Genomic DNA, 22521 nt, shown 5'->3' on the forward strand with positions numbered 1-22521 from the left:
GCGCGGTTGCGCGGGATGCGCATGTCGTGCGTGGGCGTGGCCAGGGCGACGGTCAACAGGAACAGCGACAGCAGCGCAACCACGATGGGAACATGCCGCCACCACGACTGCGGCACCTCGGCCTCGGTGAAGCGGCGCAGCCGCTGGCGGCGACGGGCCTGCACGACGACATAGACGGCCAGCAGCGCCAGCGGGATCAGTCCGAAGAGCAGCAGGCCCGGGCGCTGGAATCCGTACAGGGGCAGTGGGCCGATGCCGGGAAGCGACACCTGCGCCAGTAAAGAGCAGTCTCGGTGGCCCGTCAAACGCGGCGCATTTCGCGCGGCGTTGGCGGCCTACTCCCGCCGGAGCCGCCCGTCGACGAACTGCTCCAACTTCTCCCACTCGCGCACGGCGGCCGCGTAAGGGGGTGTGGGCTTGGCGACCGAGTCCGGCTCCAGCACGTGGCCCACCAGCTTGCCCAGCGGCCGAGCGGTGTCCAGCGCCTTGTCCACCGTGCTCTCCTCGGAGTAGTCGCCGATGTCGCGGAGCAGCTCGACGGCCAGGTCCAGCTGGTCGCGGTCCACGGCGTCGGGCCCCTCGGCGAAGTCGTCGGCGAGCCCGCTCAGCACGTAAATGTTTTCGTCGGTGATGTCCACCGCCAATGAGCCGTCCGTGGCGGCCGTGCGGATGTCGTCGTACGTGCTCAGGTCGGCCAGGTCGTGGTCGTGCTCGTCGGCCAGGTAGCGGGCCAGCGCCCGCTCCGAGCCGAACACGCTGATCCGCCCGTTGCGGCCCAGGAAGATCGGCCGGTCGTCCAGGTAGCAGCGCAGCGTGTAGAACGTGCCGGAGCTGGTGATGATGCGGATCGGGTCGATGCCGACCTGCACCCAGAAGTCCTCGTCGCCGCCCAGCACGACGGTGTCGCCGGGCGCGCGGGTCTCCTCCTCGGTCTCTTCTGGCTCGTCCTCTTCGACCTCTTCGTCTTCGGCGTCATCTTCGTCCAGGTCCGTGTCCTCGGACTCGTCGGCCTCCGCCTCCTCTTCGGGCTCTTCCTCGGGTTCTTCGCGCTCCTCGGCCAGTTCCTCGGCGGCCTTGGCCGACGCGTCCTCGTCGACCTCGGGCGTGCTGATGATCTCCTCGATCGAGGCGAGGACGTCGTCCCAGCTGCGGCCGATCACCTCGGCGATCGCGTTCCAGCGCTTCTGGCCCGCCTTGCCGGTGAAGGTGTCGATGCCGCCGGCCACCGTGCCCAGGTTGGGGTTGCCGTTGAAGAACTTCGACACCGGCGCCAGCTCGCACACCGATCCGATCGACGACACGATCGCCAGCACGCCGGCGAGCGCGTTCACCGACTCCTCGGTCGGCTTCTCCGACACCAGTTCCTCGACGACGACCAGATCGAACTGCCGGTCCTCGCCGGGCTCGAAGGTGTGCGCGTGCGCTGACGTCAGGTCCGCCCAGCCCGGGTGGTCGGTCAGGTCGTTGTCGGCGCCGGAGCGCACGAACGCGACCAGGTCGGCGACGGAGGAGAAGGCGTACAGGTCCTCGTCCTTGCCCAGGAACGCCTCCCACTCGTCTCCGGCGTCGCGCCAGCGGGGCGCCCACACGGTGTAGCGGTCACCGGCGGACAGGCTCAGGCGGATCGGCACGAGGTCAGCAGCCATGCGGCACACAATAGCGACGGGCGGCGCGGCCACCCGGCCCCGGGCAATCGATCTAGCCCGACGACGGCGAGCGCGGAACGGCGCGAGCAAGGAGTCGGGCAATCGATCTAGGCCCAGATCGTCGCGATCGGCGCGGCGCCGGCCGCGTAGCCGGTCTTCGGCATCCCGTACATCTGCTCCAGCGTGGACAGCACGCTGTAGTGGTTGATCTGCTCGTTGTAGTTGCCCGGCTGCACGTGCGCGCCGTAGATCACGGTCGGGATCTGGTTGCGGGGGCCGCCGTCGTCCTCGTCCCACGTCACGATCAGCAGGCTGTTGTTGGCCACCGCCCAGTTGGCGTAGCCCGACAGCTCGCGGCTCAGCCACGCGTCGGCCTGCGCGATCGAGCCGTCGTGCATGTTGTCGTCGTTGTTGGGAATGACGAACGACACCGTCGGCAGCGCGGCGTAGTTGCCCATCGGGAACGCCGAGAACGGCAGCGAGTTGGCGGCCGGCACATTGCTGAAGTTGGCCCACGGCACGTGCTTTCGCGCGTACTTGCCGGCGCTGCACACCGGCGAACCCTGCGCGGGCAGGCCCTCGGCGTAACCGACGAAGCTGTACCCGGCGGCCAGCAGTTCGGAAGCCAGGTTGGGGGTGGCGCCACCGTCGACCGGGCACGAGTCCTTGGTCACCCCAAGGGTGCTGCCGGCGAACAGCGCCAGGTAGTTGGGCTCGCTGGGATGCGCCTCGGCGAACGACTGCACCATGTTCGCCCCGCCCGCCGCCAGCGCGTTGATGAATGGCGCCGACTTGTTGCCGATGATGGTGGTCGCCGCGCGGTTCTCTTCCACCACGATCACCACGTGCGCGGGCTGCGGCAGCGCGGCCGCCGCGAGCTCGACCCGCGGCGCCGACGGGACGATCGCCAGGCCCACCAACGCCGCGGCGCCGGCCAGGCCTTTGATTGCGCTCAGCACGCCGGGAGTATATGGGCGGAAAGGCCCGCCCGACGGCGCCGACGCGGGCTTTCGGCGTTGCTACGCGCAATCGTTATATAGGGTCAAACCCCATGGACGTGCGCGTCATTGATCATCCGCTGGCCCTGTCCCGGCTGACGACGCTGCGCGACGAACGCACCGACAACGCGCACTTCCGGGCCGGGTTGCGGGAGCTGACCGCGATGCTGATTTACGAGGCCACCCGCGACGCCGCCCGCGAGACCTTTCCCATTCGCACGCCGCTTGCCGAGACGGTCGGGGTGCGGCTGGCCGACCCGCCCCTGCTGGTGCCGGTGCTGCGCGCGGGACTGGGCATGCTCGAGCGCGCGCTGGAGCTGCTTCCCGAGGCGCGGGTGGGCTTCGTCGGCGTGGCCCGCGACGAGGAAACCCATTGCGCGACGGGATATCTCGAGTCGTTGCCGGACGACCTGACCGGCGCGCCCGTGATCGTGTTGGACCCGATGCTGGCCACCGGCGGGTCGATGTGTCACACGATCGGGCTGCTGCGGCAGCGCGGCGCGTCGGACATCACCGCGCTGTGCGCGGTGGCCGCGCCGGAAGGCGTTGCGGCGCTTGAGAAAGCGGCGCCGAACGCGCGGCTCTTCACGATGGCCGTCGACGACCGTCTCAACGAGATCGCCTACATCGTGCCGGGCCTCGGCGACGCGGGCGACCGCCAATTCGGGCCGCGCTAGCTACCAGTTGCGCACGTCCGAGACCAGCTCGTCGCGCATTGCCCGGGCCCGGGCGCGGGCCGAGGCCAAATCGTCGGTCGGCGCGCAGCGAATCTCCGCGTAGCACTTCAGCTTTGGTTCGGTGCCCGACGGGCGCACCACCACCCGCGCCTCGGTTTGCCCGTCGCCGCCGGTGAAGATCAGCGCGTCGGCGATATCGGTGACTGTGGCGGGGAAGCCGGCCAGCCGGGCCGGCGGCGCCGCCCGCAGCCGCCGCATCAGCTCGGCGGCCTCGCCGGCGTCGGCGACGCGGCGCGACACGGCGGCGACGTCGTGCACGCCGTGGCGGCGGGCGAGGTCGTCGAGCGCGTCGGGCACCGAGCGGCCCCGGTCCTTCAGCGCGGCCACCAGGTCGCACACCAGCACCGCCGCGCTGATGCCGTCCTTGTCGCGCACGGAATCCGGGTCGACGCAGTGGCCGATCGCCTCCTCGTAGGCGTAGACCAGCCTGCCGCCCTTGACTCCGGAGTCGGCCCGCGCCAGCCACTTGAAGCCGGTAAGGGTCTCGACGTGGGTGGCGCCGTGTTCGGCGGCGATCGACGCCAGCATCCGCGACGACACCACGGTGCTGGCCACCACGGGCGTGCCGGGCCCTTCGTGGGACAAGATGTAATCGCCCAGCAGCCAACCGGTTTCGTCGCCGGACAGCATCCGCCACCCCGATGCCGTCGGGATGCCGACGGCGCATCGGTCGGCGTCGGGATCCAGCGCGATCGCGACGTCGGCGCGGGTGTCTTCGGCCAGCGCGAGCAGCGCGTCGGTGGCCCCGGGCTCCTCGGGGTTGGGGAAGGCGACGGTGGGAAAGTCGGGGTCCGGCGCGAACTGGGCCCCGACCGTGTGCACCTGGTTGAATCCGGCGCGGCGCAACGCCTCCACCGCCACCGCGCCGCCCACGCCGTGCAGCGGTGTCAGCGCGACCCGCACCGACCCGGCGCCGCGGCGCACCGCGGCCGCCCGCTCGATATACCGCTCGACGAGGTCGGTGTGGGCGGGTTCCACGGCGCGCCTGGCGATCTGGTCGGACGGGGGAGCCGCGGCCATCGCGGCCACGATCCGGCGGTCGGTGGGGGAGACGATCTGGATGCCGCCCTCGAAGTACACCTTGTAGCCGTTGTCGGCCGGCGGGTTGTGCGACGCCGTGATCTGCACGCCGGCGGCCGCGCCGGTGCGGCGCACCGCGAACGCGACCACCGGCGTCGGCACCGGCCCCGGCAGCAGCAGCACCGAAAAGCCTTCGGCGGCAAGGACTTCGGCGGTCACGGTGGCGAACACCGCCGAGCCGTGCCGGGCGTCGCGGCCGACGATCACCAGGCCGCGTTCGGCCAGCACCTGCGCGACGGCCCACGTCGCCCGCGAGACCACGGCGACGTTCATCGCGTCGGGCCCGCCGCGCACCGGCCCGCGCAGCCCCGCGGTGCCGAAGGCGAGCGGGTGGGCGAACCGCGCGGCCAGCTCGCCGGAATTCAGGGCGGCGAGCTCGGCGGCCGTCGTCGGGTCGGGATCGTGGGCGATCCACTCCTCCGGCGTCACGTCGTCACAGCCGGGCCACCACGTCGGCCAGCAGCGCGCCCATCCGGCTGGCCGAGGCGGTCCCCGCGGCCAGCACCTCGTTGTGGCTCAACGGTTCTCCGGAGATCCCCGCGGCCATGTTGGTCACCAGCGACACCCCCAGCACCTCCGCGCCGGCCGCGCGGGCCGCGATGGTCTCGTGCACCGTCGACATGCCGACCAGGTCGGCGCCCAGCACCCGCAGCATCCGGATCTCCGCGGGCGTCTCGTAGTTCGGCCCGGGCAGGCCGGCGTAGACGCCTTCGGTCAGCTCCGGGTCGGCGGCGCGGGCGAGCTCGCGTAACCGCGGCGAGTAGGCGTCGGTCATGTCCACGAACTGCGGGCCGACCAGCGGCGAGCGCGCCGTGAGGTTCAGGTGGTCGCTGATCAGCACCGGCCGGCCGACGGCTAGGTCGGGGCGCAGCGCGCCGGCCGCGTTGGTGAGCACCACGGTGCGCACACCCGCCGCGCAGGCCGCCCGCACCGCGTGCACGACGTGGCACAGGTCGTGCCCCTCGTAGGCGTGGACGCGACCGACCAGCACCAGCACCCGATGCGCGCCGATGCGCACCGACAACAGCTCACCGGTGTGCCCGACGGCGGTCGGCGGCGCGAACCCGGGCAGCTCGGCCTGGGCCAGCGAGACGGTCGGGGGGCCGAGCGCGGCCACCGCCGGCCGCCATCCCGAGCCGAGGACGATGGCGACGTCGTGCTCGGGAACCCCGGTGCGCTCGGCGATGGCCCGCGCCGCCCGCCGTGCGAGCTCGTCGGGATCGGGCAGGGGTTCGGCCACAGTCGGCGAGCTTATCCCGGCGTATGTGAGGATCAGCCGTATGCGTCGTAAGGGGTGGTCGAATTTTCCTCTGGTGGTTGCCGTTGCGGTGTCGGCGGTCGTGATCGCGTGCGGCCGGGCGCCGGCGGCGGCGGCCGACCCGTGTCCCGATGTCCAGCTCATCTTCGCCCGTGGCACCGCCGAGCCGCCCGGCCTGGGGGCGGTGGGAGACGCGCTGTTCGCCGCGCTGCAGCCCGCCCTCGGGGCGCGCCACGTCGACGCGTACCCGGTGAACTACCCCGCCAGCTACAACTTCCTGACGACGGCCGACGGCGCCAACGACGCGCGCGACCACATCGCGCAGATGGTCGAGCAGTGCCCCGCGACGCGGCTGGTGCTCGGCGGCTTCTCGCAGGGTGCCGCGGCGGTGTCCATGCTGGCGGGGGTGCCGCCCCTCGGGCAGCGCATCGGCAACTTCGGATCGGCTCCGGCGCTGGATCCCGCGCTGGCCGACAAGGTGCGGGCGGTCGCGGTGTTCGGAAATCCCGGCAACCGCTTCAACACGCCGCTGTCCTCGACGGGCGCGTGGGCAGGTCGCGCCATCGACCTGTGCAGCGACGGCGATCCGGTCTGCGTCGTCGGCGGTCGCGACCGCGACGCGCACCACGTGTACGAAGCGCCGCCCTACCCCGGCCAGGCGGCGGGGTTCATCGCCGGGCTGGTGTAGCCGCTACAGGCCCAGGAGGCTGCGCAGCGCGTTGACGCCCGAGGCGAAGGCCGACGGCGTCCCGGTCACGGCGCCGTTGATCCCCGCGTTGAAGAAGCCCGAGACGTAGTCGCCGGTGTTGCCGATCCCGGAGGCGAAGTCGCCGACGTTGTTGAAGCCCGAGCTCCCGGCGCCGAGGTTGCCGAAACCCGAACTGGCGCCGCTGCCGGTGAACAGGTTGCCCGCGCCGGTGTTCAGGTCGCCTGAGTTGAACAGGCCCGTGTTGGTGCTGCCCGCGTTGAAGATGCCGGTGTTGTAGTTGCCCGCGTTGAAGGCGCCGGTGCAGTAGTCACCCGAGTTGAAGAATCCCGTGTCGCTCGATCCCGAGTTGAACAGCCCCGCGGTCAGGGATCCGGAATTGCCCACGCCCCAGTTGAATTGGCCCGAGTTGCCGATGCCGATGTTGCCGCTGCCCGAGTTGAAGAAGCCGATGTTGTTGGTGCCCGAGTTGCCGAACCCGATGTTGCCGAGGCCGGAATTCAGGCCGCCGAAACCGATCTGGTGGTCGCCGGTGAGCCCGATGCCGATGTTGCCGGTGCCCGTGTTCCCGAACCCGAAGTTGCCCGAGCCCACGTTGCCCAGGCCGAGGTTGTTGCTGCCGAGGTTGCCGAAGCCCAGGTTGTAGCCGCCGTTGTTGCCGAAGCCCAGGTTGAAGCCGCCGGTGTTGCCGCTGCCGAAGTTGAAGCTGCCGATGTTGCCGCTGCCCAGGTCCCAGTGGCCGAAGTTGCCGCTGCCCAGGTTGACGTTGCCGATGTTGCCGCTGCCGAGGTTCAGCTCACCCAGGTTGCCGCTGCCCAGGTTCCAGGACTGCGAGTTCCCGATGCCCAGGGTGATCAGGTGTTGGTTGCCGATGCCCGCGAAATTGATGCCGGGCAAGGCTTCCAGCGGCTTGAAGATGTTTTGTTCGATGAACTCCAGCGGGCCGGACGCCGCCAGCTGGGTCGCCGCGGCCGACGCGCCGGCGTGATAGTCGACCATCGCGGCCACGTCCTGGGCCCACATCTGCTCGTACTCGGCCTCGGTGGCCGCGATCGCGGGTGCGTTCTGGCCGAACAGGTTCGACGTCACCAGGGACACCAGGTCGCTGCGGTTGGACGCGACCATCACCGGGTGCACCGTCGCCGCCAGCGAGGACTCGAACACCGCGGCGACGGCCTGGGCCTGCGCCGACGCGTTCTGGGCCTGGGTGGCTGCCGCGCTCAGGAAGCCGGCGTAGGGGGTGGCCGCCGCCATCATCGCCGCCGCCGCCGGGCCCTGCCACGCCTGGCCGGTCAGCTCGGAGGTCACGGACGCGAACGACGACGCGGCCGACGCGAGCTCGGAGGCCAGTCCGTCCCAGGCGGCCGCGGCCTCTAGCATGGGTGCCGACCCCGCTCCGACGAACATCCGCAACGAGTTGATCTCGGGGGGCAACACCAAAAAACTCATCAGTGGATTCCTTCTGCTTTCGGCCACATTTCTGACTGGATGTCATATAGATAGCAGAATTACATACTTTAAGTCCAGTTGGAGGCTTGAAACTGGCGAATCGGTTTGGTTTCCCGGGTGCGGCTCGGGGCGGTGAGATACTGCGAAGATGCCCGCTCGCTCGTTAGACGATCCGTTGGACAGCGTCGAGGACGTCGTGCGGCGACGGGGCGCCGACCTCGTCGAGTTGTCCCACGCCATCCACGCCGAGCCGGAGCTCGCGTTCGCCGAGCATCGCAGCTGCGCCAAGGCCCAGGCGCTGGTCGCCGAGCGCGGTTTCGAGATCACCGCCTCCGCCGGCGGCCTGGACACCGCCTTCCGCGCCGACTTCGGCAGCGGACCGCTGACCGTCGGGGTGTGCGCCGAGTATGACGCGCTGCCCGAGATCGGGCACGCGTGCGGGCACAACATCATCGCGGCGTCGGCGGTGGGCACCGCGCTGGCGCTGGCCGAGGTGGCCGACGACCTGGGCCTGCGGGTGGCGCTGATCGGCACCCCCGCCGAGGAGGCCGGCGGCGGCAAGGCGCTGCTGCTGCGCGCCGGGGTGTTCGACGACGTCGCGGCGGCGGTGATGCTGCACCCCGGGCCCGCCGACATCGCGGCGGCCCGCTCGCTCGCGCTCTCGGAAGCGACCGTGCACTACCGTGGCAAGGAATCCCATGCTGCCGTCGCGCCGCATCAGGGGGTCAACGCCGCCGACGCCGTGACCGTCGCGCAGGTGGCCGTCGGGCTGTTGCGGCAGCAACTGGCGCCCGGCCAACTGGTGCACGGGATCGTCACCGACGGCGGGCAGGCGGTCAACGTCATCCCCGGGCACGCGGCGCTGCAGTATGCGATGCGGGCCGTCGAGTCGGATTCGCTGAGACAGCTGGAGGGCAGGATGTACGCGTGCTTCGCGGCGGGCGCGCTGGCCACCGGCTGCGAGTACGAAATCGACAATCCGGCGCCCGCATACGACGAACTCAAGCCCGACGAGTGGCTGTCCGATGTCTTCCGCGAGGAGATGCGCCGGCTCGGCCGCGAGCCGGTGGCCCGCGAGTACGAGGCGGCGTTGCCCATGGGCAGCACCGACATGGGCAACGTGACGCAGGTCCTCCCGGGCATCCATCCGGTGGTCGGGGTCGACGCGGGCGGCGCCACCGTGCACCAGCGCGCGTTCGCGGCGGCGGCCGCCGGCCCCAGCGCCGACCGAGCCGTCGTCGACGGCGCGATCATGTTGGCGCGCACGGTGGTTCAGCTCGCCCAGGCCGCCGAACAGCGCGACCGGGTGCTGGCCGCGCAGGAGCGCAGACCCGGCGGGGCGCGCGCATGAGCCTCGTCGACACCGCCGAATCGTGGTTGGCCGCGCACCACCAGGACCTGGTGGAGTGGCGCCGGCACATCCATCGCTACCCGGAGTTGGGCCGGCAGGAGTTCGCCACCACGCAGTTCGTTGCCGAGCGGCTGGTCGATGCGGGGCTGAAGCCGAAGCTGCTGCCGGGGACCGGGCTGATCTGCGACATGGGTCCCGAGCACGAGCCCAGGATCGCGCTGCGGGCCGACATGGACGCGCTGCCGATGGCCGAGCTGACCGGGGCGCCGTACGCGTCGACTATGCCCAACGTCGCGCACGCCTGCGGGCACGACGCGCACACCGCGATCCTGCTGGGTACGGCGCTGGCGCTGAGCTCCGTGCCGGAGCTGCCCGTCGGGGTGCGGCTGATCTTCCAGGCCGCCGAGGAGTTGATGCCGGGCGGGGCGATCGACGCCATCGCCGCCGGCGCGCTGTCCGGGGTGTCGCGGATCTTCGCCCTGCACTGCGATCCGCGCCTCGAGGTCGGCAAGATCGCGGTCCGCCAGGGCCCGATCACCTCGGCGGCCGACCAGATGGAGATCACGCTGTATTCGCCCGGCGGGCACACGTCGCGCCCGCACCTGACCGCCGACCTGGTTTACGGCCTGGGCACGCTGATCACCGGGCTGCCGGGGGTGCTCTCGCGCCGCATCGACCCGCGCAACAGCACGGTGTTGGTGTGGGGCGCGGTGAACGCGGGCGTGGCCCCCAACGCGATCCCGCAAACCGGCGTGCTGGCCGGCACTGTGCGCACCGCGAGCCGCCAGACCTGGATCGCGCTCGAGGAGGTCATCCGCGAGACCGTGTCCGCGCTGCTGTCCCCGCTGGCGATCGAGCACACGCTGCAATACCGCCGCGGCGTGCCGCCGGTGGTCAACGAGGACATCTCCACCCGGATCCTGACCCACGCGATCGAGGCCGTCGGCCCCGAGGCACTGGCCGACACCCGCCAGTCCGGCGGCGGTGAGGATTTCTCCTGGTATCTGGAGGAGATTCCCGGAGCGATGGCCCGGCTGGGGGTGTGGTCGGGCGAGGGACTGCAGCTGGACCTGCACCAGCCGACCTTCGACCTCGACGAGCGGGCCCTGGCGATCGGGCTGCGCGTGATGGTCAACATCGTCGAGCAGGCGGCCCTGTTCTAGGTCTGCCTATGCGCGACCGTGCGTGTTTGTGCGCGACACGCCGGTTCCCGCCGGCATTCTGCGCACGCTCATCACGGTGAATTGCAGGCGATGCATCGCATGCTCACGATTACCCGGCATGAACCCAGCGCTGGTCCGGCTGCTCGACGCACAAGGCGGCGTGGTGACTTCCGCCCAGGCGCTGCAGCACCTCAGTCGTCGCGGCCTGGAGGCTGCGCTCAATCACGGTGTGCTACAAAAGATTTGGTACGGAATCTACGGTCGCGGAGCGGTTGACCGTGGCCTGCAGCTGCGCGGTCTGGATTTGGCGGCCGGCACCACGGTGGCGGTCTGCCTTACTACCGCCGCCGAGGTGTACGGCTTCGATACCGAGCGGGATCCGGCGCTGCACGTGCTCAATCCAGCCGGCCGGCAGTTGCGTCCCACCCGCGGGCTGGTCGTACATCGCCGTGCGGGCGCGCCGCTGACGACGGTTGCGGGGCGGCCCATCACGACGCCGGCCTGGACGGCGATCGAGGTCGCCCGTGGATTACGTCGACCGCGGGCGCTGGCCACACTGGACGCCGCACTGCGCAGCGGCGCGTGTAGCCGCGACGACCTCCAGCGGGCGGTCAAGCGCCAGGCGGGCCGGCGCGGCGTCGTCCACACCCGCGAGTTGCTGCCGCTGGCCTCCCCGAAGGCCGAGTCACCGATGGAGAGCGAAGCCCGGCTCGTCATGATCGACGGCGGATTACCCTTGCCCGTCCTGCAGTACGAGGTCGTGGACCTCCACGGACGCACTTGGCGGCTCGATTTCGCCTGGCCAAACCTTCGAGTTGCCGCTGAATACGACGGCGTCGATTGGCACAGCGGACCCGATGCGTTTCTGCGTGACCGGCGACGCTCGTCTGCTCTGCAGGAGCTGGGATGGTTGGTAGTGCCCATCGTCGCTGAGGACGTCAGATATCGGCCCCGCGAACTTGTGCGCCGGCTCGAGACACAGCTACGACGGGCCGCTTGAAGGTGCGCAGAATGCCGCCCAGAACGGCGTGTCGGCGTGCAAACACGCACGCTCGCGGAGGAAGGAGACTAAGCCGAGGTCCCCGGGCCGATGTTGTGCGCCGGGCGGGTCCGCAGATCGTGCACGTAATCCTCTGGTGCGCCGGCGATTTCGGCCGCGTCGGCCATCACGCCGAGGTAACGCGCCGACGGCAGGCCGCCCTCCCAGGCGTCCAGCACATACAGCCACGCCAGCACGGGGTCGGTGGTGGTGTCCGACGAAATGCGCTCCACCCGGCAGCGGATCTTCTTGTGGACCCCGAACTCCGAGCCCTCCCAGCGGTCGAGGTTGATCTCGTCGGCCGGCGTCATGTCGTAGAGAACGACAAACACCTTCGATTGCGGGTCCTCGACGATCGTCGCCAGGGCCCCTTCCCAGCCGATGTCCTCCCCGCCGAACGTCAACCGCCACCCGTGCAGCCAGCCAGTTCCGGCCATCGGCGAGTGCGGCGCGCGCTTGAGCATCTGCTCGGGATCCATGTTGGACCCGTACGCGGCGTAGATCGGCACGGGGAAAGCTTAGACGTCGCATGCTCGCGCGGTATTCACCCGAGCGATTCGCAGGGTCCCCGCTGTGCCGATAGGTTAGGGACCGTGGTGACCCGCATTGTCATCCTCGGGGGAGGGCCGGCCGGTTACGAAGCCGCGCTGGTCGCCGCCACCTCCCATCCGGACACGACGCACGTCACCGTGATCGACTCCGACGGCGTCGGCGGGGCGGCCGTGCTCGACGACTGTGTGCCGTCCAAGACGTTCATCGCCTCCACCGGGCTGCGCACCGAACTGCGCCGCGCGCCCCGGCTGGGCTTCGACATCGACTTCGAGGACGCCAAGATCTCGTTGCCGCAGATCCACGCCCGGGTCAAACGGCTCGCCACCGAGCAGTCGGCGGACATCACCGCCCAGCTGCTCGCCGTGGGCGTCGAGGTGGTCGCGGGCCGCGGCGAGCTCGTCGACCCCACGCCCGGCCTCGCCAAGCACCGCATCAAGGCCACCGCCAAAGACGGCACCACCAGCGAGCACGAGGCCGACGTCGTGCTGATCGCCACCGGCGCCAGCCCACGGATCCTGCCGACCGCCCGGCCCGACGGCGAACGAATCCTGACCTGGCGGCAGCTCTACGACCTGGAAGCGCTGCCCGAGCACCTGGTCGTGGTGGGGTCCGGGGTGACCGGCGCCGAGTTCGTGCACGCCTACACCGAGTTGGGCGTGCGGGTGTCGGTGGCGGCCAGCCGCGACCGGGTGCTGCCGTATGAGGACGCCGACGCCGCGCTGGTGCTCGAAGAGTCGTTCGCCGAACGCGGGGTGCAGCTGTTCAAGAACGCGCGCGCCGAGTCGGTCACCCGCACCGACGCCGGGGTGCTGGTCACGATGACCGATGGGCGCACCGTCGAGGGCAGCCACGCCCTGATGACCATCGGATCGGTCCCCAACACCAGCGGCCTGGGCCTCGAGCGCGTCGGCATCGAACTCGGACCGGGCAATTATTTGACCGTGGATCGGGTTTCGCGCACCTCGGTGCCGGGGATCTACGCCGCGGGCGACTGCACCGGGCTGTTGCTGCTGGCGTCGGTGGCCGCCATGCAGGGCCGGATCGCGATGTATCACGCGCTGGGGGAGGGCGTCAGCCCGATCCGGTTGCGCACGGTCGCCGCGACGGTGTTCACCAGGCCGGAGATCGCCGCGGTCGGGGTGCCGCAATCGATGATCGACGACGGTTCGGTGCCGGCGCGCACCATCATGCTGCCGCTGCGGACCAACGCGCGGGCCAAGATGTCGGGCCTGCGGCAGGGCTTCGTCAAGGTCTTCTGCCGGCGGTCCACCGGCGTGGTGATCGGCGGTGTGGTGGTGGCGCCGATCGCCTCCGAGCTGATCCTGCCGATCGCCGTGGCGGTGACCAACCGCATCACCGTCAACGAGTTGGCGCAGACGCTGGCCGTTTACCCCTCGCTGTCCGGCTCGATCACCGAGGCCGCGCGCCGGCTGATGGCCCACGACGATCTGGATTAGCCACTAGCCTGGGAACCGCACACCTACCGACGAGTAACCGGACAGGAGTCCACGCAGTGACCGACCCAATCGACGCGCTGGGCCCGCAGCACCGCACCGTCGCCTGGGAGCGGCTGGGCGCCGAGCAGTTCGACGTGGTGGTGATCGGCGGCGGCGTGGTGGGCTCGGGATGCGCGCTGGACGCCGCCACGCGCGGGCTCAAGGTGGCGCTGGTCGAGGCGCGCGATTTCGCCTCGGGCACGTCGAGCCGGTCGTCGAAGATGTTCCACGGCGGGCTGCGGTACCTCGAGCAGCTCGAGTTCGGCCTCGTCCGCGAGGCGCTGCACGAGCGCGAGCTGTCGCTGACCAAGCTGGCGCCGCATCTGGTCAAGCCGATGCCGTTTCTGTTCCCGCTGACCCATCGGGTCTGGGAACGTCCCTACACCGCCGCCGGCATCTTCCTCTACGACCGCCTGGGCGGCGCGAAATCCGTTCCGGCGCAAAAGCATTTGACCCGTGCCGGCGCGTTGCGGCTGAGCCCGGGCCTCAAGCGCACGTCGTTGATTGGCGGGATCCGCTACTACGACACCGTCGTCGACGACGCCCGCCACACCATGACGGTCGCGCGCACCGCCGCCCACTACGGCGCGGTGGTGCGGTCCTCCACCCAGGTGGTCGCGCTGCTGCGCGAGGGCGACCGGGTGACCGGCGTGCGGGTCCGCGACTCCGAGGACGGCTCCATCACCGAGGTCCGCGGCCACGTCGTCGTCAACGCCACCGGGGTGTGGACCGACGAGATTCAGGCGCTGTCCAAGCAGCGCGGGCGGTTTCAGGTCCGCGCGTCCAAGGGCGTGCACGTCGTGGTGCCGCGCGACCGGATCGTCAGCGACGTCGCGATCATCCTGCGCACCGAGAAGTCGGTGATGTTCGTCATACCCTGGGGCAGCCACTGGATCATCGGAACCACCGACACCGACTGGAATCTCGACCTCGCCCACCCCGCGGCCACCAAGGCCGACATCGACTACATCCTGGGGACCGTCAACACCGTGCTGGCCACGCCGCTGACGCACGCCGACATCGACGGCGTGTACGCCGGGCTGCGGCCACTGCTGGCCGGGGAGAGCGAGGAGACGTCCAAGCTATCCCGCGAGCACGCCGTGGCGGTGCCCGCGCCCGGCCTGGTCGCGATCGCAGGCGGCAAGTACACCACCTACCGGGTCATGGCCGCCGACGCGATCGACGCCGCAGCCCAGTTCGTTCCTGCCCGGGTGGCCCCGTCGATCACCGAGAAGGTCAGCCTGCTCGGCGCCGACGGCTATTTCGCGCTGGTCAACCAGGTCGAACACGTCGGTACGCTGAAGGGCCTGCACCCGTACCGGGTGCGTCACCTGCTGGACCGCTACGGGTCGCTGATCGGCGAGGTCCTGGAGCTGGCGGCCGAGTCTCCCGACCTGCTCAGCCCGATCAAGGAGGCACCCGGCTACCTGAGGGTCGAGGCCCTCTACGCCGTCACCGCCGAGGGGGCCCTGCACCTGGAGGACGTCCTCGCGCGCCGGATGCGCATCTCCATCGAGTACTCGCACCGGGGCGTCGACTGCGCCCGCGAAGTGGCCGACGTGGTGGCGCCCGTGCTGGGGTGGTCCGCCGCGGACGTCGACCGCGAGGTCGCCAACTACACCGCGCGGGTGGAGGCCGAAATTCTGTCGCAGGCGCAGCCCGACGACGTGTCGGCGGACGAATTGCGCGCCAGCGCGCCCGAGGCGCGCGCCGAGATCCTCGAGCCGGTACCGCTCAGTTGAGGCCCCAGTGAGGCCCAGTTGAGGCCGGCGCCCCTTCCCGTGCGCGACGGGCTCGGCCCGGCCCGGGTGCGGCTGCGCGGCGGTCCGGTGCTGGCCGAGCTGACCGCCCGGTTCGGCGCGCCGGCCAGCGAGGTTGTCGACGCCGACGGCACCCCGGTTGACGAGACGACGGTGCTGCCGGCGGGTTCTTTCGTCTACCTCTATCGCGAGCTGCGCGACGAGGTGCCGGTGCCCTTCGAGATTCCGGTCCTGCATCAAGACGACGACATCGTGGTCGTCGACAAGCCGCACTTCCTGGCCACCATGCCGCGCGGCCGGCACGTGGCGCAGACGGCGCTGGTGCGGCTGCGCCGCGAACTGGGGTTGCCCGAGCTGAGCCCGGCGCATCGGCTCGACCGGCTGACGGCCGGAGTGCTGCTGTTCACGACCCGGCGCGAGGTGCGCGGCGCCTACCAGACGATGTTTTCCCGAGGTTTGGTCAGCAAGGTTTATTTGGCGCGCGCCGCCGTCGACCCCGCCTTGGTGCTGCCGCGGGTGGTGCGCAGCCGAATCGTCAAGCGCCGCGGCATTTTGCAGGCCTTCTGCGAGCCGGGTGTGCCGAACGCGGAGACGTTGGTGGAGCTGTTGGCCGACGGCGTGTATCGGCTGACGCCGCGCACCGGGCGCACCCACCAGCTGCGGGTGCACATGGCCGCGCTGGGCGTGCCGATCGAGGGTGATCCGTTGTACCCCAACGTCATCGACGTGGCCCCCGACGACTTCAGCGCGCCGCTGCGGTTGCTGGCGCAGCGCATCGAGTTCGACGACCCGCGTTCCGGTGTGCGTCGCGAGTTCGTCAGCCGGCGCCCCGGCCCGTAACCGCAAGAATTTCGCATGCGCCCGTCGCTAGCCTGCCGTCATGCACACACTGAAGAAGGCCGTTGCCGGGGCGCTCCTTTCGGGCGGCCTCGCGGTGGCGGGCATCGGTCTCGCCGGAGGTGCGGCCGTCGCCCAACCCGCCCCGGCGCCGCTCAACCACTTCACCTGGTGCCCGGGCCACCCGGATCCGAACGACCACATGTCGCCCGGGGGCCCGATCGCCGCCATGCAGCGGGAGGGGTGGGACCTGAACGTCTGCCACGACTATTGGTATCCCGCGGCCGGATTCCCGGATAGCCCTCAGCACAACGACATTGTCGAGGGGGATCACGTGCCGCGCGGGCCCGCCTGCGCGCCGCTGTGCGCGCCTTGGCCGTAACGGGCTTGCGTGCACCGGCGACGGTTAACAGCCGCCATTCGCCCGGGCCGCCGTACGCTTAGCGGGTGCAAGAGGCGACCAAAGCCGACATCCTCGCCGCGCTAGATGACAGTGGGAAGCGGCTTGTCTCGATGGTCCGGGGGCTCGATGCGGATCGCGCCGCGCGACCGGTGCCCGGGCTCGCCTGGACGGCCGCGGAGACTGCGGCGCACGTTGTAACCGTGCTCGGCAGGCTGCTTGGCGATCGTCGACGTGCCGCCACAAACGAGGGGGTTGCCGAGCTGAATGCGACCTGCCTCTCGGAGTACACCGACCGAGATATCAACGATATCGCCGACCGGCTCGAGGCAAATCTGCGTGCGGTGATCGACCACGTCTATCCCAAAGTCGACTTCGACCGTCTGTATCCCTTCCACGGAGGATCGACAATCTCTGCCGGCGGCGGGGCTCGATGGATCTTGTGCGAGCTGCTCGTCCACGGCTATGACATCGCCGGTGCAGCCGGAGACGAGTGGGTGATACCGGCCGCGGAGGCATCCATGGCAATTCGTGGCCCCGCTGAGTCGATGAATCGGCTGGTTGAGAGCAAAACCTCTACCCGACATCGGGTGCATCTGGGCAAAGACGACACTGTCGAATTCGTCGTATCCTCCGGATCCCAGCCCGCCGGCGACGAGCCGATCGACGCGGAACCCGGCGAGTTGCTCCTGGCTTACTTCGGAAGGATTGAAGTGTCCGATCCGCGTTTGGCGGTGGTTCTCGCCGACCTGCCGAACCTCTAACTAGGTCGGGGACCCGCCCGCGGCGGCCACGGCGGCATCGGCGGCGGCCCGTAGCACCGACGAGAAACCACCCCCAACCTTCTAACTGCGTGAACGCTTCCGGACTGGGTAGCCCGCGGTCATGGAAATCACGGTCACCTTCGTCGGCAACGCCACCACGTTGATCACCGCCGGCGGGCTGACGCTGTTGACCGATCCGAATTTCCTGCACCGGGGCCAGCACGCCTACCTGGGCTACGGTTTGGTGTCCAAGCGGCTCAGGGAACCGGCGTTGGACATCGACGAGCTGCCGCCCGTCGACGCGGTGGTGCTGTCGCACATGCACGGCGATCACTGGGACCGGGTCTCGCAGCGGGGCCTCGACCATGGGCTGCCGATCGTCACCACCCCGCACGCGGCCAAGCGGCTGCACCATCGTGGCTTCGGGCACGCCCTGGGTTTGTCGACGTGGCAGCGACACACGATCACCAAGGGCGACAACACCGTTCACATCACCTCACTGCCGGGTCGGCACGCGCCCCAGTGGAGCCGACGACTGCTGCCGCCGGTGATGGGCACCATGCTCGAATTCGTCGCCGCCGATCGCTCGGTGCGTCGGCTCTACGTCTCCGGCGACACGCTGCTCGTCGAGGAGCTCAACGAGATCCCCGAGCGCTTCGATTCGATCGACGCCGGCGTGCTGCACCTGGGCGGGACGCGGCTGCCCGCCGGCCGGCGGCTTCCGTTCGGTCTGACGGTGACCATGGACGGCCGCCAGGGCGCGGAGCTGGTGGCGCTGCTGGCGCTGCCGAAAACGATCCCGGTGCACTTCGACGACTACGGCGTGTTCGCGTCGCCGCTCGACGAGTTCATCGGCGAGATGCGGCGTCGGGGCCTGGGCGACCGCGTCATCGAAGTGGACCGCGGCGCCTCGGTGACCTTGTGAGCGGTCCGCCACCCACCTGCAAATTCTTCGCTGGCCACCGCCCTCGGTATATGTTCGTGTCATGCGATTCGCGAACGGAACAGTGCACGCCAAGGGCGTCGACGTGCAATGTTTCCGCGTTGGTCGCGGCGCGGTCAGCGCAACTTTGCTGGATGGTTTCCCGAATAAGGGATGTGAGATGTCATGGACTTTCTAGCGCTGCCGCCCGAGGTGACCTCGGCGCTCGTGCATGCCGGTCCCGGGGCGGACTCGCTGATCGAGGCGTCCGCCGCCTGGCAGCGCATCGGCAACGAGTTGGACAGCTCGGTCAGCACCTATACGTCGGCGCTGTCGTCGCTGATGGACGCGTGGGACGGCCCGTCGGCCGCGAAGATGGTTCAGGCCGTCCAGCCCTACATCACCTGGCTGCGCGACACCGCCCAGCAGGCCGACCAGCTGGCCGCCTCGACGCAGGCCGCCGCGGCCGCGTTCAACTCGGCGCAGTCGGCGGTGGTCCCGGTCGCGACGGTGACCGCCAACCGGACGCGGCTGGCGCAATTGATAGCCACCAACCGGTTCGGCGCCAACCTGCCGGCCATCGCCGCGACCGAAGAGCAGTACCAGGCCATCTGGGCGAACAACTCCGCGGCGCTGACGCGCTATCAGGCGGCCACGGCGCAGGCGCTCGACCTGCAGCAGTTCACCACCCCCCCGGCGATCACCGACCCGGCCGGGACGGCCGCGCAGGCCACCGCCACGTCCGCCGCCGCCGCCACACCTGCGCAATCGATCGGGGACTTCTTGGAGTCGATCGTCGGCACCCCGTTCGGCTTCGACCCCAATGTGGGCTGGTTCGGGCTGGCCAACACCTACGCCAACCAGTTCATCTCGTCCGGTTTCCCGATCAACCTGCTCAGCTACCTCGCGCAGAGCACCTCGGCCCAGGCGCTGCAGAGCGTCGGTGGCGACATCGGCCAAGGCCTCTCGGAGGGCGAGTCCGCGCTGGGAGCGGCGGGGGCCAGCTTGTCCAATGCGGTGAAGTCGCTCGGATCGGCGCCCACCGGGGCGATGGCCGTCGGCGTGTCGATGGGAAAGCTGACCGCGCCGCCCGCCGTGGTGGGGCTGCTGCCCGCCTCGCAGACGCCGGTCCAACTCGCCTCGGCGGCATCGCCGCTCGACGGCGCCGACGCCGGGTTCCCCATGCTGCCGCCGCTGATGCCCCCGCCGGTCTCGGCGGGCAGTGGCTGGCGCAAGCGGAAGCAGAACAAGCTCGAAGACCTCCAGGTGGGCGCCGAAGTCAAGGGCAAAGTGATCCGCACACCCCCGTCGGCCGGATGACATGGACTTCGGGACGCTGCCCCCAGAAATTAGCGCGGCGCTGATCCACTCCGGACCCGGTGCGGAGTCGCTGATCGAGGCGTCCGCCGCGTGGGAGCGGTTGGGCGTCGAGCTGGAGGATTCGCTGCCCGGCTATGGCTCGGTGCTCTCGGCGCTGGGTGAGGCCTGGGGCGGCCCGTCCGAGGCCGCGATGGCCCGGGCCGTCGACCCCTTCCTCGCGTGGTTGGCCGCCACCGCGCAGCAGTGCGAGCAGGTCGGCTCCTCGATCCAGACGGTGGCCGCGGCATTCGAATTGACCCGCCGGACCGTGGTTTTCCCGGTTCAGGTCGCCGCCAACCGCACCCGGCTGGCGCAGCTGATCGCCACCAACTGGCTCGGGACCAACTTTGCGGCGATTGCCGAGACCGACGCCCAGTACGAGGGCATGTGGGTGAACAACTCGGCGGCGATGAACCGCTACGCGGCGACCTCGGCACAGGCCACCCGGCTGCCGCAGTTCTCGTCACCACCGGCGATCGTCAGCCCGGCGGCAGCGGCCGCGCAAGCCACCGCCACGTCCGCCGCCGCCACCACCCCGGCGGCATCGACGCCGCTGGGGGATTTTCTGACGAACGTCCTCAGCACGCCCTTCGGCTTCAACCCCCAGAAGGGCTGGTTCGGCCTGGCCAACACGTATGCCGACCAGTTCATCGCCGGCGGAATCCCGATCAACCTGCTCAGCTACCTGGCGCAGCTGAACGCGGCCCAGACGCTGCAGAGCGTCGGCAGCGACGTGGGCCAGGGGCTGGCCGAAGGGGAGGCCGCGCTGGGCGGGGTTGGGGCGGGCCTCGCCGACGCGGTCAGGGCCACCGGATCGGCGCCGACGGCCGCGGTGGGCGTCGGGGTTTCGATCGGCAAGCTGACGGCGCCGCCCGCGATGGTCGGGCTGTTGTCCGCGTCCAAATCGACGGTGCAGCTGGCGGCGGCGGTGTCGCCCCTGGCCGCGGACGAATCCGGGTTCCCCTTCATGCCGCCGCCGATGATGCCGCCGGTCGCGCCCCGCGACAAGAGCAAGCGCGGGGGCCGCGACTACGACGACCTCGAGATCGGGCTGGAGATCAAGGGGACGTTCATGACCCGCCCGCCCTCAGCGGGCTGAGTCGTCAGCGGTCTCGGCCAGGGTGAAGTAGTTCTCTTCCTCCTGGAGGAAGTGCAGGCGCAGCAGCGCGTACAGCCCGTACAGGCAGGCGAGCAGGTCGTCGACCTGGTCGGCTCCGATGGAGCCGGTGGCTTGGGCCAGCTCGACCTGCGCGCCGATCCGGTCCGACAGCCGTTGTATCTCGGCGTGGGTCCGGCTCATGGTTGCGGTGGCCTCGCCGGTGCCCAGGGGGTGAGCCAGCGCGGGGTAGAGCTCGGTCTCCTCGGCTCGCTCGTGCGGCAGGACGCGATCGACAAGTAACCGATGCGCGCGCGTAATCGCTTGCAGCGCGGCCTGATCGGGCGCGGCGGCCAGGCGGTCCGCCGCTTCGCGCAGCAGCCCGATGGCGTCGCGCAGCTCGTCGTGTTCGGCGTCGAAGCGGCGCAGCATCCGTTCGGTCTGCGCGGGCAGGTCGACCTCGGTGGCCGGGTTGCCGCGCAGGGCGCGCAGCGCGTTGAGGATGACGGCGACGTCGATGCCCTCCTGCAGCAGCGCGCCCGCGGCGGGCGGCAGCCAGCCCAGCGCGGCGACGACCATCGCGATCAGCGACAGGCACATGCCGACAACGGCGCTCTGCACCGCGATGCGCCGCGACCACCGCGCGATGTCCATCGCGTCGGCGAGCCGTTCCAGCCGGTCGGTGGTCAATACGACGTCGGCGGCCTCCGAGGAGGCGGTGGCGCCGCGCGCGCCCATCGCCACCCCGACGCCGGCCGCGGCCAGCGCGGGCGCGTCGTTCACGCCGTCGCCGACCATGACGGTGACCGCGCGCTCCTGCTCGGCGCGCACCGCGGCGACCTTGTCCGCCGGGCTCTGTTCGGCGTAGACCTCGTCCAGCCCCAACACCGCGCCGACCTCGCGGGCGGGCCCGGCGCGGTCGCCGGTGAGCATCACCAATCGCCGCAACCCGGCGGCGCGCAGCCGCCGCACGGTGCGCGGGGCGTGGCGGCGCAGCGGGTCGCGCAGCAGCACCGCACCGGCCGGTCGCCCGTCGATGCACACCCACGCGATCGCGGCGGTGTCCAGCAGGGCCCGGTTGACGGCGGCCCGCGCCCATTCCGTGGAGGTGTCGCCGACCAGCTTGCCGACCTGGATGCGCCGATCGCCGACGGTGGCGGTGACGCCGCGCCCGGGCTCCTCGACCACATCGGTGGGCAGGTCCAGCCGCAGGCCGCGGGCCAGCGCCTCGGTGACGATCGCCTCGGCCAGCACGTGGGGGGACAGCTGATCGACCGAGGCGGCCAGCCGCAGGATCTCCACGGCGTCGCGCCCCGGCGCGGCCGCGACGTCGATGACGACGGGTCGCCCCATGGTCAGCGTGCCGGTCTTGTCCATCACCAAAGTCGTTGCGCGCCCGAGGTTTTCCAACGCGGCCCCGCTGCGGATCACCACGCCGTGACGCGAGGCGCGCGACAGCCCGGAGACGATCGCCACCGGCGCCGCCAGCAGCAGCGGGCACGGCGTCGCCACCACCAGCACCGCCACGGCCCGCACCGGCGACCCGCTGGCCAGCCAGGCCGTGCCGGCGACCGACAGCGCCAAGGGCAGGAACCACGCGGCGTAGCGGTCGGCCAGCCGCACCACCGGCGCGCTCTGCGCCCCGGCCTCCGCGGCCAGCCGCACGATCTGCGCGTAGGTGCTGGCCTCGGCGGTGGCGGTAGCGCGCATCTCGAACGCGCCGCCCGCGTTGACCACGCCGCTGCGCACCGGTTCGCCCGCGCCGCGCTCCACCTGAAGCGGCTCGCCGGTCAGCACCGACTCGTCGAGCACCGCCGCCGCGCCGACGATGCGCCCGTCCACCGGGACCACGATCGGGCTGAACGACGTGGCGATCGACGACCTACTGGTGGTCGGCCCCGGCGAGGT

The 22521-nt window shown here is 70.7% G+C and carries 20 protein-coding genes and 1 pseudogene; 13 read left to right on the forward strand and 8 right to left on the reverse strand.

The window, feature by feature from the left end; all coding sequences use genetic code 11:
• From A5712_RS29180 to A5712_RS29190, 3 genes and pseudogenes are all read right to left on the reverse strand, one after another.
• Positions 1–269, reverse strand: a pseudogene (locus A5712_RS29180) (hypothetical protein); the annotation flags it as partial.
• A 66-nt stretch (positions 270–335) separates the two neighbouring features.
• Positions 336–1646 (reverse strand): primosomal protein, encoded by a 1311-nt coding sequence (locus tag A5712_RS29185; protein WP_068113842.1) that lies wholly within the window; start codon positions 1644–1646, stop codon positions 336–338.
• A gap of 107 nt (positions 1647–1753) precedes the next feature.
• On the reverse strand, positions 1754–2593 hold the full coding sequence (locus A5712_RS29190) for an alkaline phosphatase family protein (RefSeq protein ID WP_369830447.1): 840 nt from the start codon (positions 2591–2593) through the stop codon (positions 1754–1756).
• 104 nt (positions 2594–2697) lie between these two features.
• Between A5712_RS29190 and upp the strand changes: the two genes are divergently transcribed.
• Positions 2698–3321 carry a uracil phosphoribosyltransferase gene (upp, locus tag A5712_RS29195; RefSeq protein WP_068113845.1) on the forward strand — a complete coding sequence of 208 codons (624 nt, stop codon included), beginning with the start codon at positions 2698–2700 and terminating at the stop codon, positions 3319–3321.
• On the opposite strand, the gene A5712_RS29200 is transcribed toward upp, so the two are convergent.
• On the reverse strand, positions 3322–4890 hold the full coding sequence (locus tag A5712_RS29200) for a phospho-sugar mutase (RefSeq protein ID WP_068113848.1): 1569 nt from the start codon (positions 4888–4890) through the stop codon (positions 3322–3324).
• A gap of 4 nt (positions 4891–4894) precedes the next feature.
• Positions 4895–5701: a purine-nucleoside phosphorylase gene (locus A5712_RS29205; protein ID WP_068113850.1), complete on the reverse strand. Its 807-nt coding sequence runs from the start codon at positions 5699–5701 to the stop codon at positions 4895–4897.
• Positions 5702–5789: 88 nt separating this feature from the next.
• On the opposite strand from A5712_RS29205, the gene A5712_RS29210 reads away from it, so the two are divergent.
• Complete coding sequence (locus A5712_RS29210) at positions 5790–6407, forward strand: cutinase family protein (RefSeq protein ID WP_197519531.1); 618 nt, start codon at positions 5790–5792, stop codon at positions 6405–6407.
• Between the two features lie 3 nt (positions 6408–6410).
• Here the strand turns inward: A5712_RS29210 and A5712_RS29215 are convergent, their stop codons facing one another.
• Entirely contained in the window at positions 6411–7874 is a 1464-nt protein-coding gene (locus A5712_RS29215) for a PPE family protein (protein ID WP_068113859.1), read from the reverse strand.
• A 148-nt stretch (positions 7875–8022) separates the two neighbouring features.
• On the opposite strand from A5712_RS29215, the gene A5712_RS29220 reads away from it, so the two are divergent.
• The 3 genes from A5712_RS29220 to A5712_RS29230 all read left to right on the forward strand — a co-directional run bounded on the left by A5712_RS29220 (position 8023) and on the right by A5712_RS29230 (position 11388).
• Positions 8023–9225, forward strand: a complete 1203-nt coding sequence (locus A5712_RS29220; RefSeq protein WP_068113862.1) for a M20 family metallopeptidase — start codon at positions 8023–8025, stop codon at positions 9223–9225.
• Complete coding sequence (locus tag A5712_RS29225; protein WP_068113864.1) at positions 9222–10388, forward strand: M20 family metallopeptidase; 1167 nt, start codon at positions 9222–9224, stop codon at positions 10386–10388. The genes A5712_RS29220 and A5712_RS29225 overlap by 4 nt, the downstream gene beginning before the upstream one ends.
• Positions 10389–10506: 118 nt before the next feature.
• Positions 10507–11388 carry a hypothetical protein gene (locus A5712_RS29230; RefSeq protein ID WP_068113867.1) on the forward strand — a complete coding sequence of 294 codons (882 nt, stop codon included), beginning with the start codon at positions 10507–10509 and terminating at the stop codon, positions 11386–11388.
• Between the two features lie 68 nt (positions 11389–11456).
• On the opposite strand, the gene A5712_RS29235 is transcribed toward A5712_RS29230, so the two are convergent.
• A complete protein-coding gene (locus A5712_RS29235) occupies positions 11457–11936 on the reverse strand; it encodes a gamma-glutamylcyclotransferase (protein WP_068113870.1) in 480 nt (159 codons plus the stop codon).
• 84 nt (positions 11937–12020) lie between these two features.
• On the opposite strand from A5712_RS29235, the gene A5712_RS29240 reads away from it, so the two are divergent.
• The 8 genes from A5712_RS29240 (at position 12021) to A5712_RS29275 (ending at position 20616) form a co-directional block, all read left to right on the forward strand.
• Positions 12021–13436 carry an NAD(P)H-quinone dehydrogenase gene (locus tag A5712_RS29240; protein WP_068113873.1) on the forward strand — a complete coding sequence of 472 codons (1416 nt, stop codon included), beginning with the start codon at positions 12021–12023 and terminating at the stop codon, positions 13434–13436.
• 56 nt (positions 13437–13492) lie between these two features.
• Entirely contained in the window at positions 13493–15217 is a 1725-nt protein-coding gene (locus A5712_RS29245) for a glycerol-3-phosphate dehydrogenase/oxidase (RefSeq protein WP_068113877.1), read from the forward strand.
• An 18-nt stretch (positions 15218–15235) separates the two neighbouring features.
• Complete coding sequence (locus A5712_RS29250) at positions 15236–16075, forward strand: pseudouridine synthase (RefSeq protein ID WP_082973716.1); 840 nt, start codon at positions 15236–15238, stop codon at positions 16073–16075.
• 40 nt (positions 16076–16115) lie between these two features.
• Positions 16116–16454, forward strand: a complete 339-nt coding sequence (locus tag A5712_RS29255; protein WP_068113882.1) for a hypothetical protein — start codon at positions 16116–16118, stop codon at positions 16452–16454.
• 65 nt (positions 16455–16519) lie between these two features.
• Positions 16520–17236 carry a maleylpyruvate isomerase N-terminal domain-containing protein gene (locus tag A5712_RS29260; RefSeq protein WP_068113886.1) on the forward strand — a complete coding sequence of 239 codons (717 nt, stop codon included), beginning with the start codon at positions 16520–16522 and terminating at the stop codon, positions 17234–17236.
• Between the two features lie 121 nt (positions 17237–17357).
• Entirely contained in the window at positions 17358–18161 is an 804-nt protein-coding gene (locus A5712_RS29265) for an MBL fold metallo-hydrolase (RefSeq protein WP_068113889.1), read from the forward strand.
• A 183-nt stretch (positions 18162–18344) separates the two neighbouring features.
• Entirely contained in the window at positions 18345–19478 is a 1134-nt protein-coding gene (locus A5712_RS29270; protein ID WP_068113893.1) for a PPE family protein, read from the forward strand.
• 1 nt (position 19479) lies between these two features.
• Complete coding sequence (locus A5712_RS29275) at positions 19480–20616, forward strand: PPE family protein (protein WP_068113895.1); 1137 nt, start codon at positions 19480–19482, stop codon at positions 20614–20616.
• Here the strand turns inward: A5712_RS29275 and A5712_RS29280 are convergent.
• A partial coding sequence (locus tag A5712_RS29280; protein ID WP_068113901.1) for a heavy metal translocating P-type ATPase occupies positions 20605–22521 on the reverse strand: 1917 nt, incomplete at its 5' end. The genes A5712_RS29275 and A5712_RS29280 overlap by 12 nt on opposite strands.

Origin of the sequence: Mycobacterium sp. E2327, from assembly GCF_001672675.1 — a bacterium.
Lineage (GTDB): Bacteria > Actinomycetota > Actinomycetes > Mycobacteriales > Mycobacteriaceae > Mycobacterium.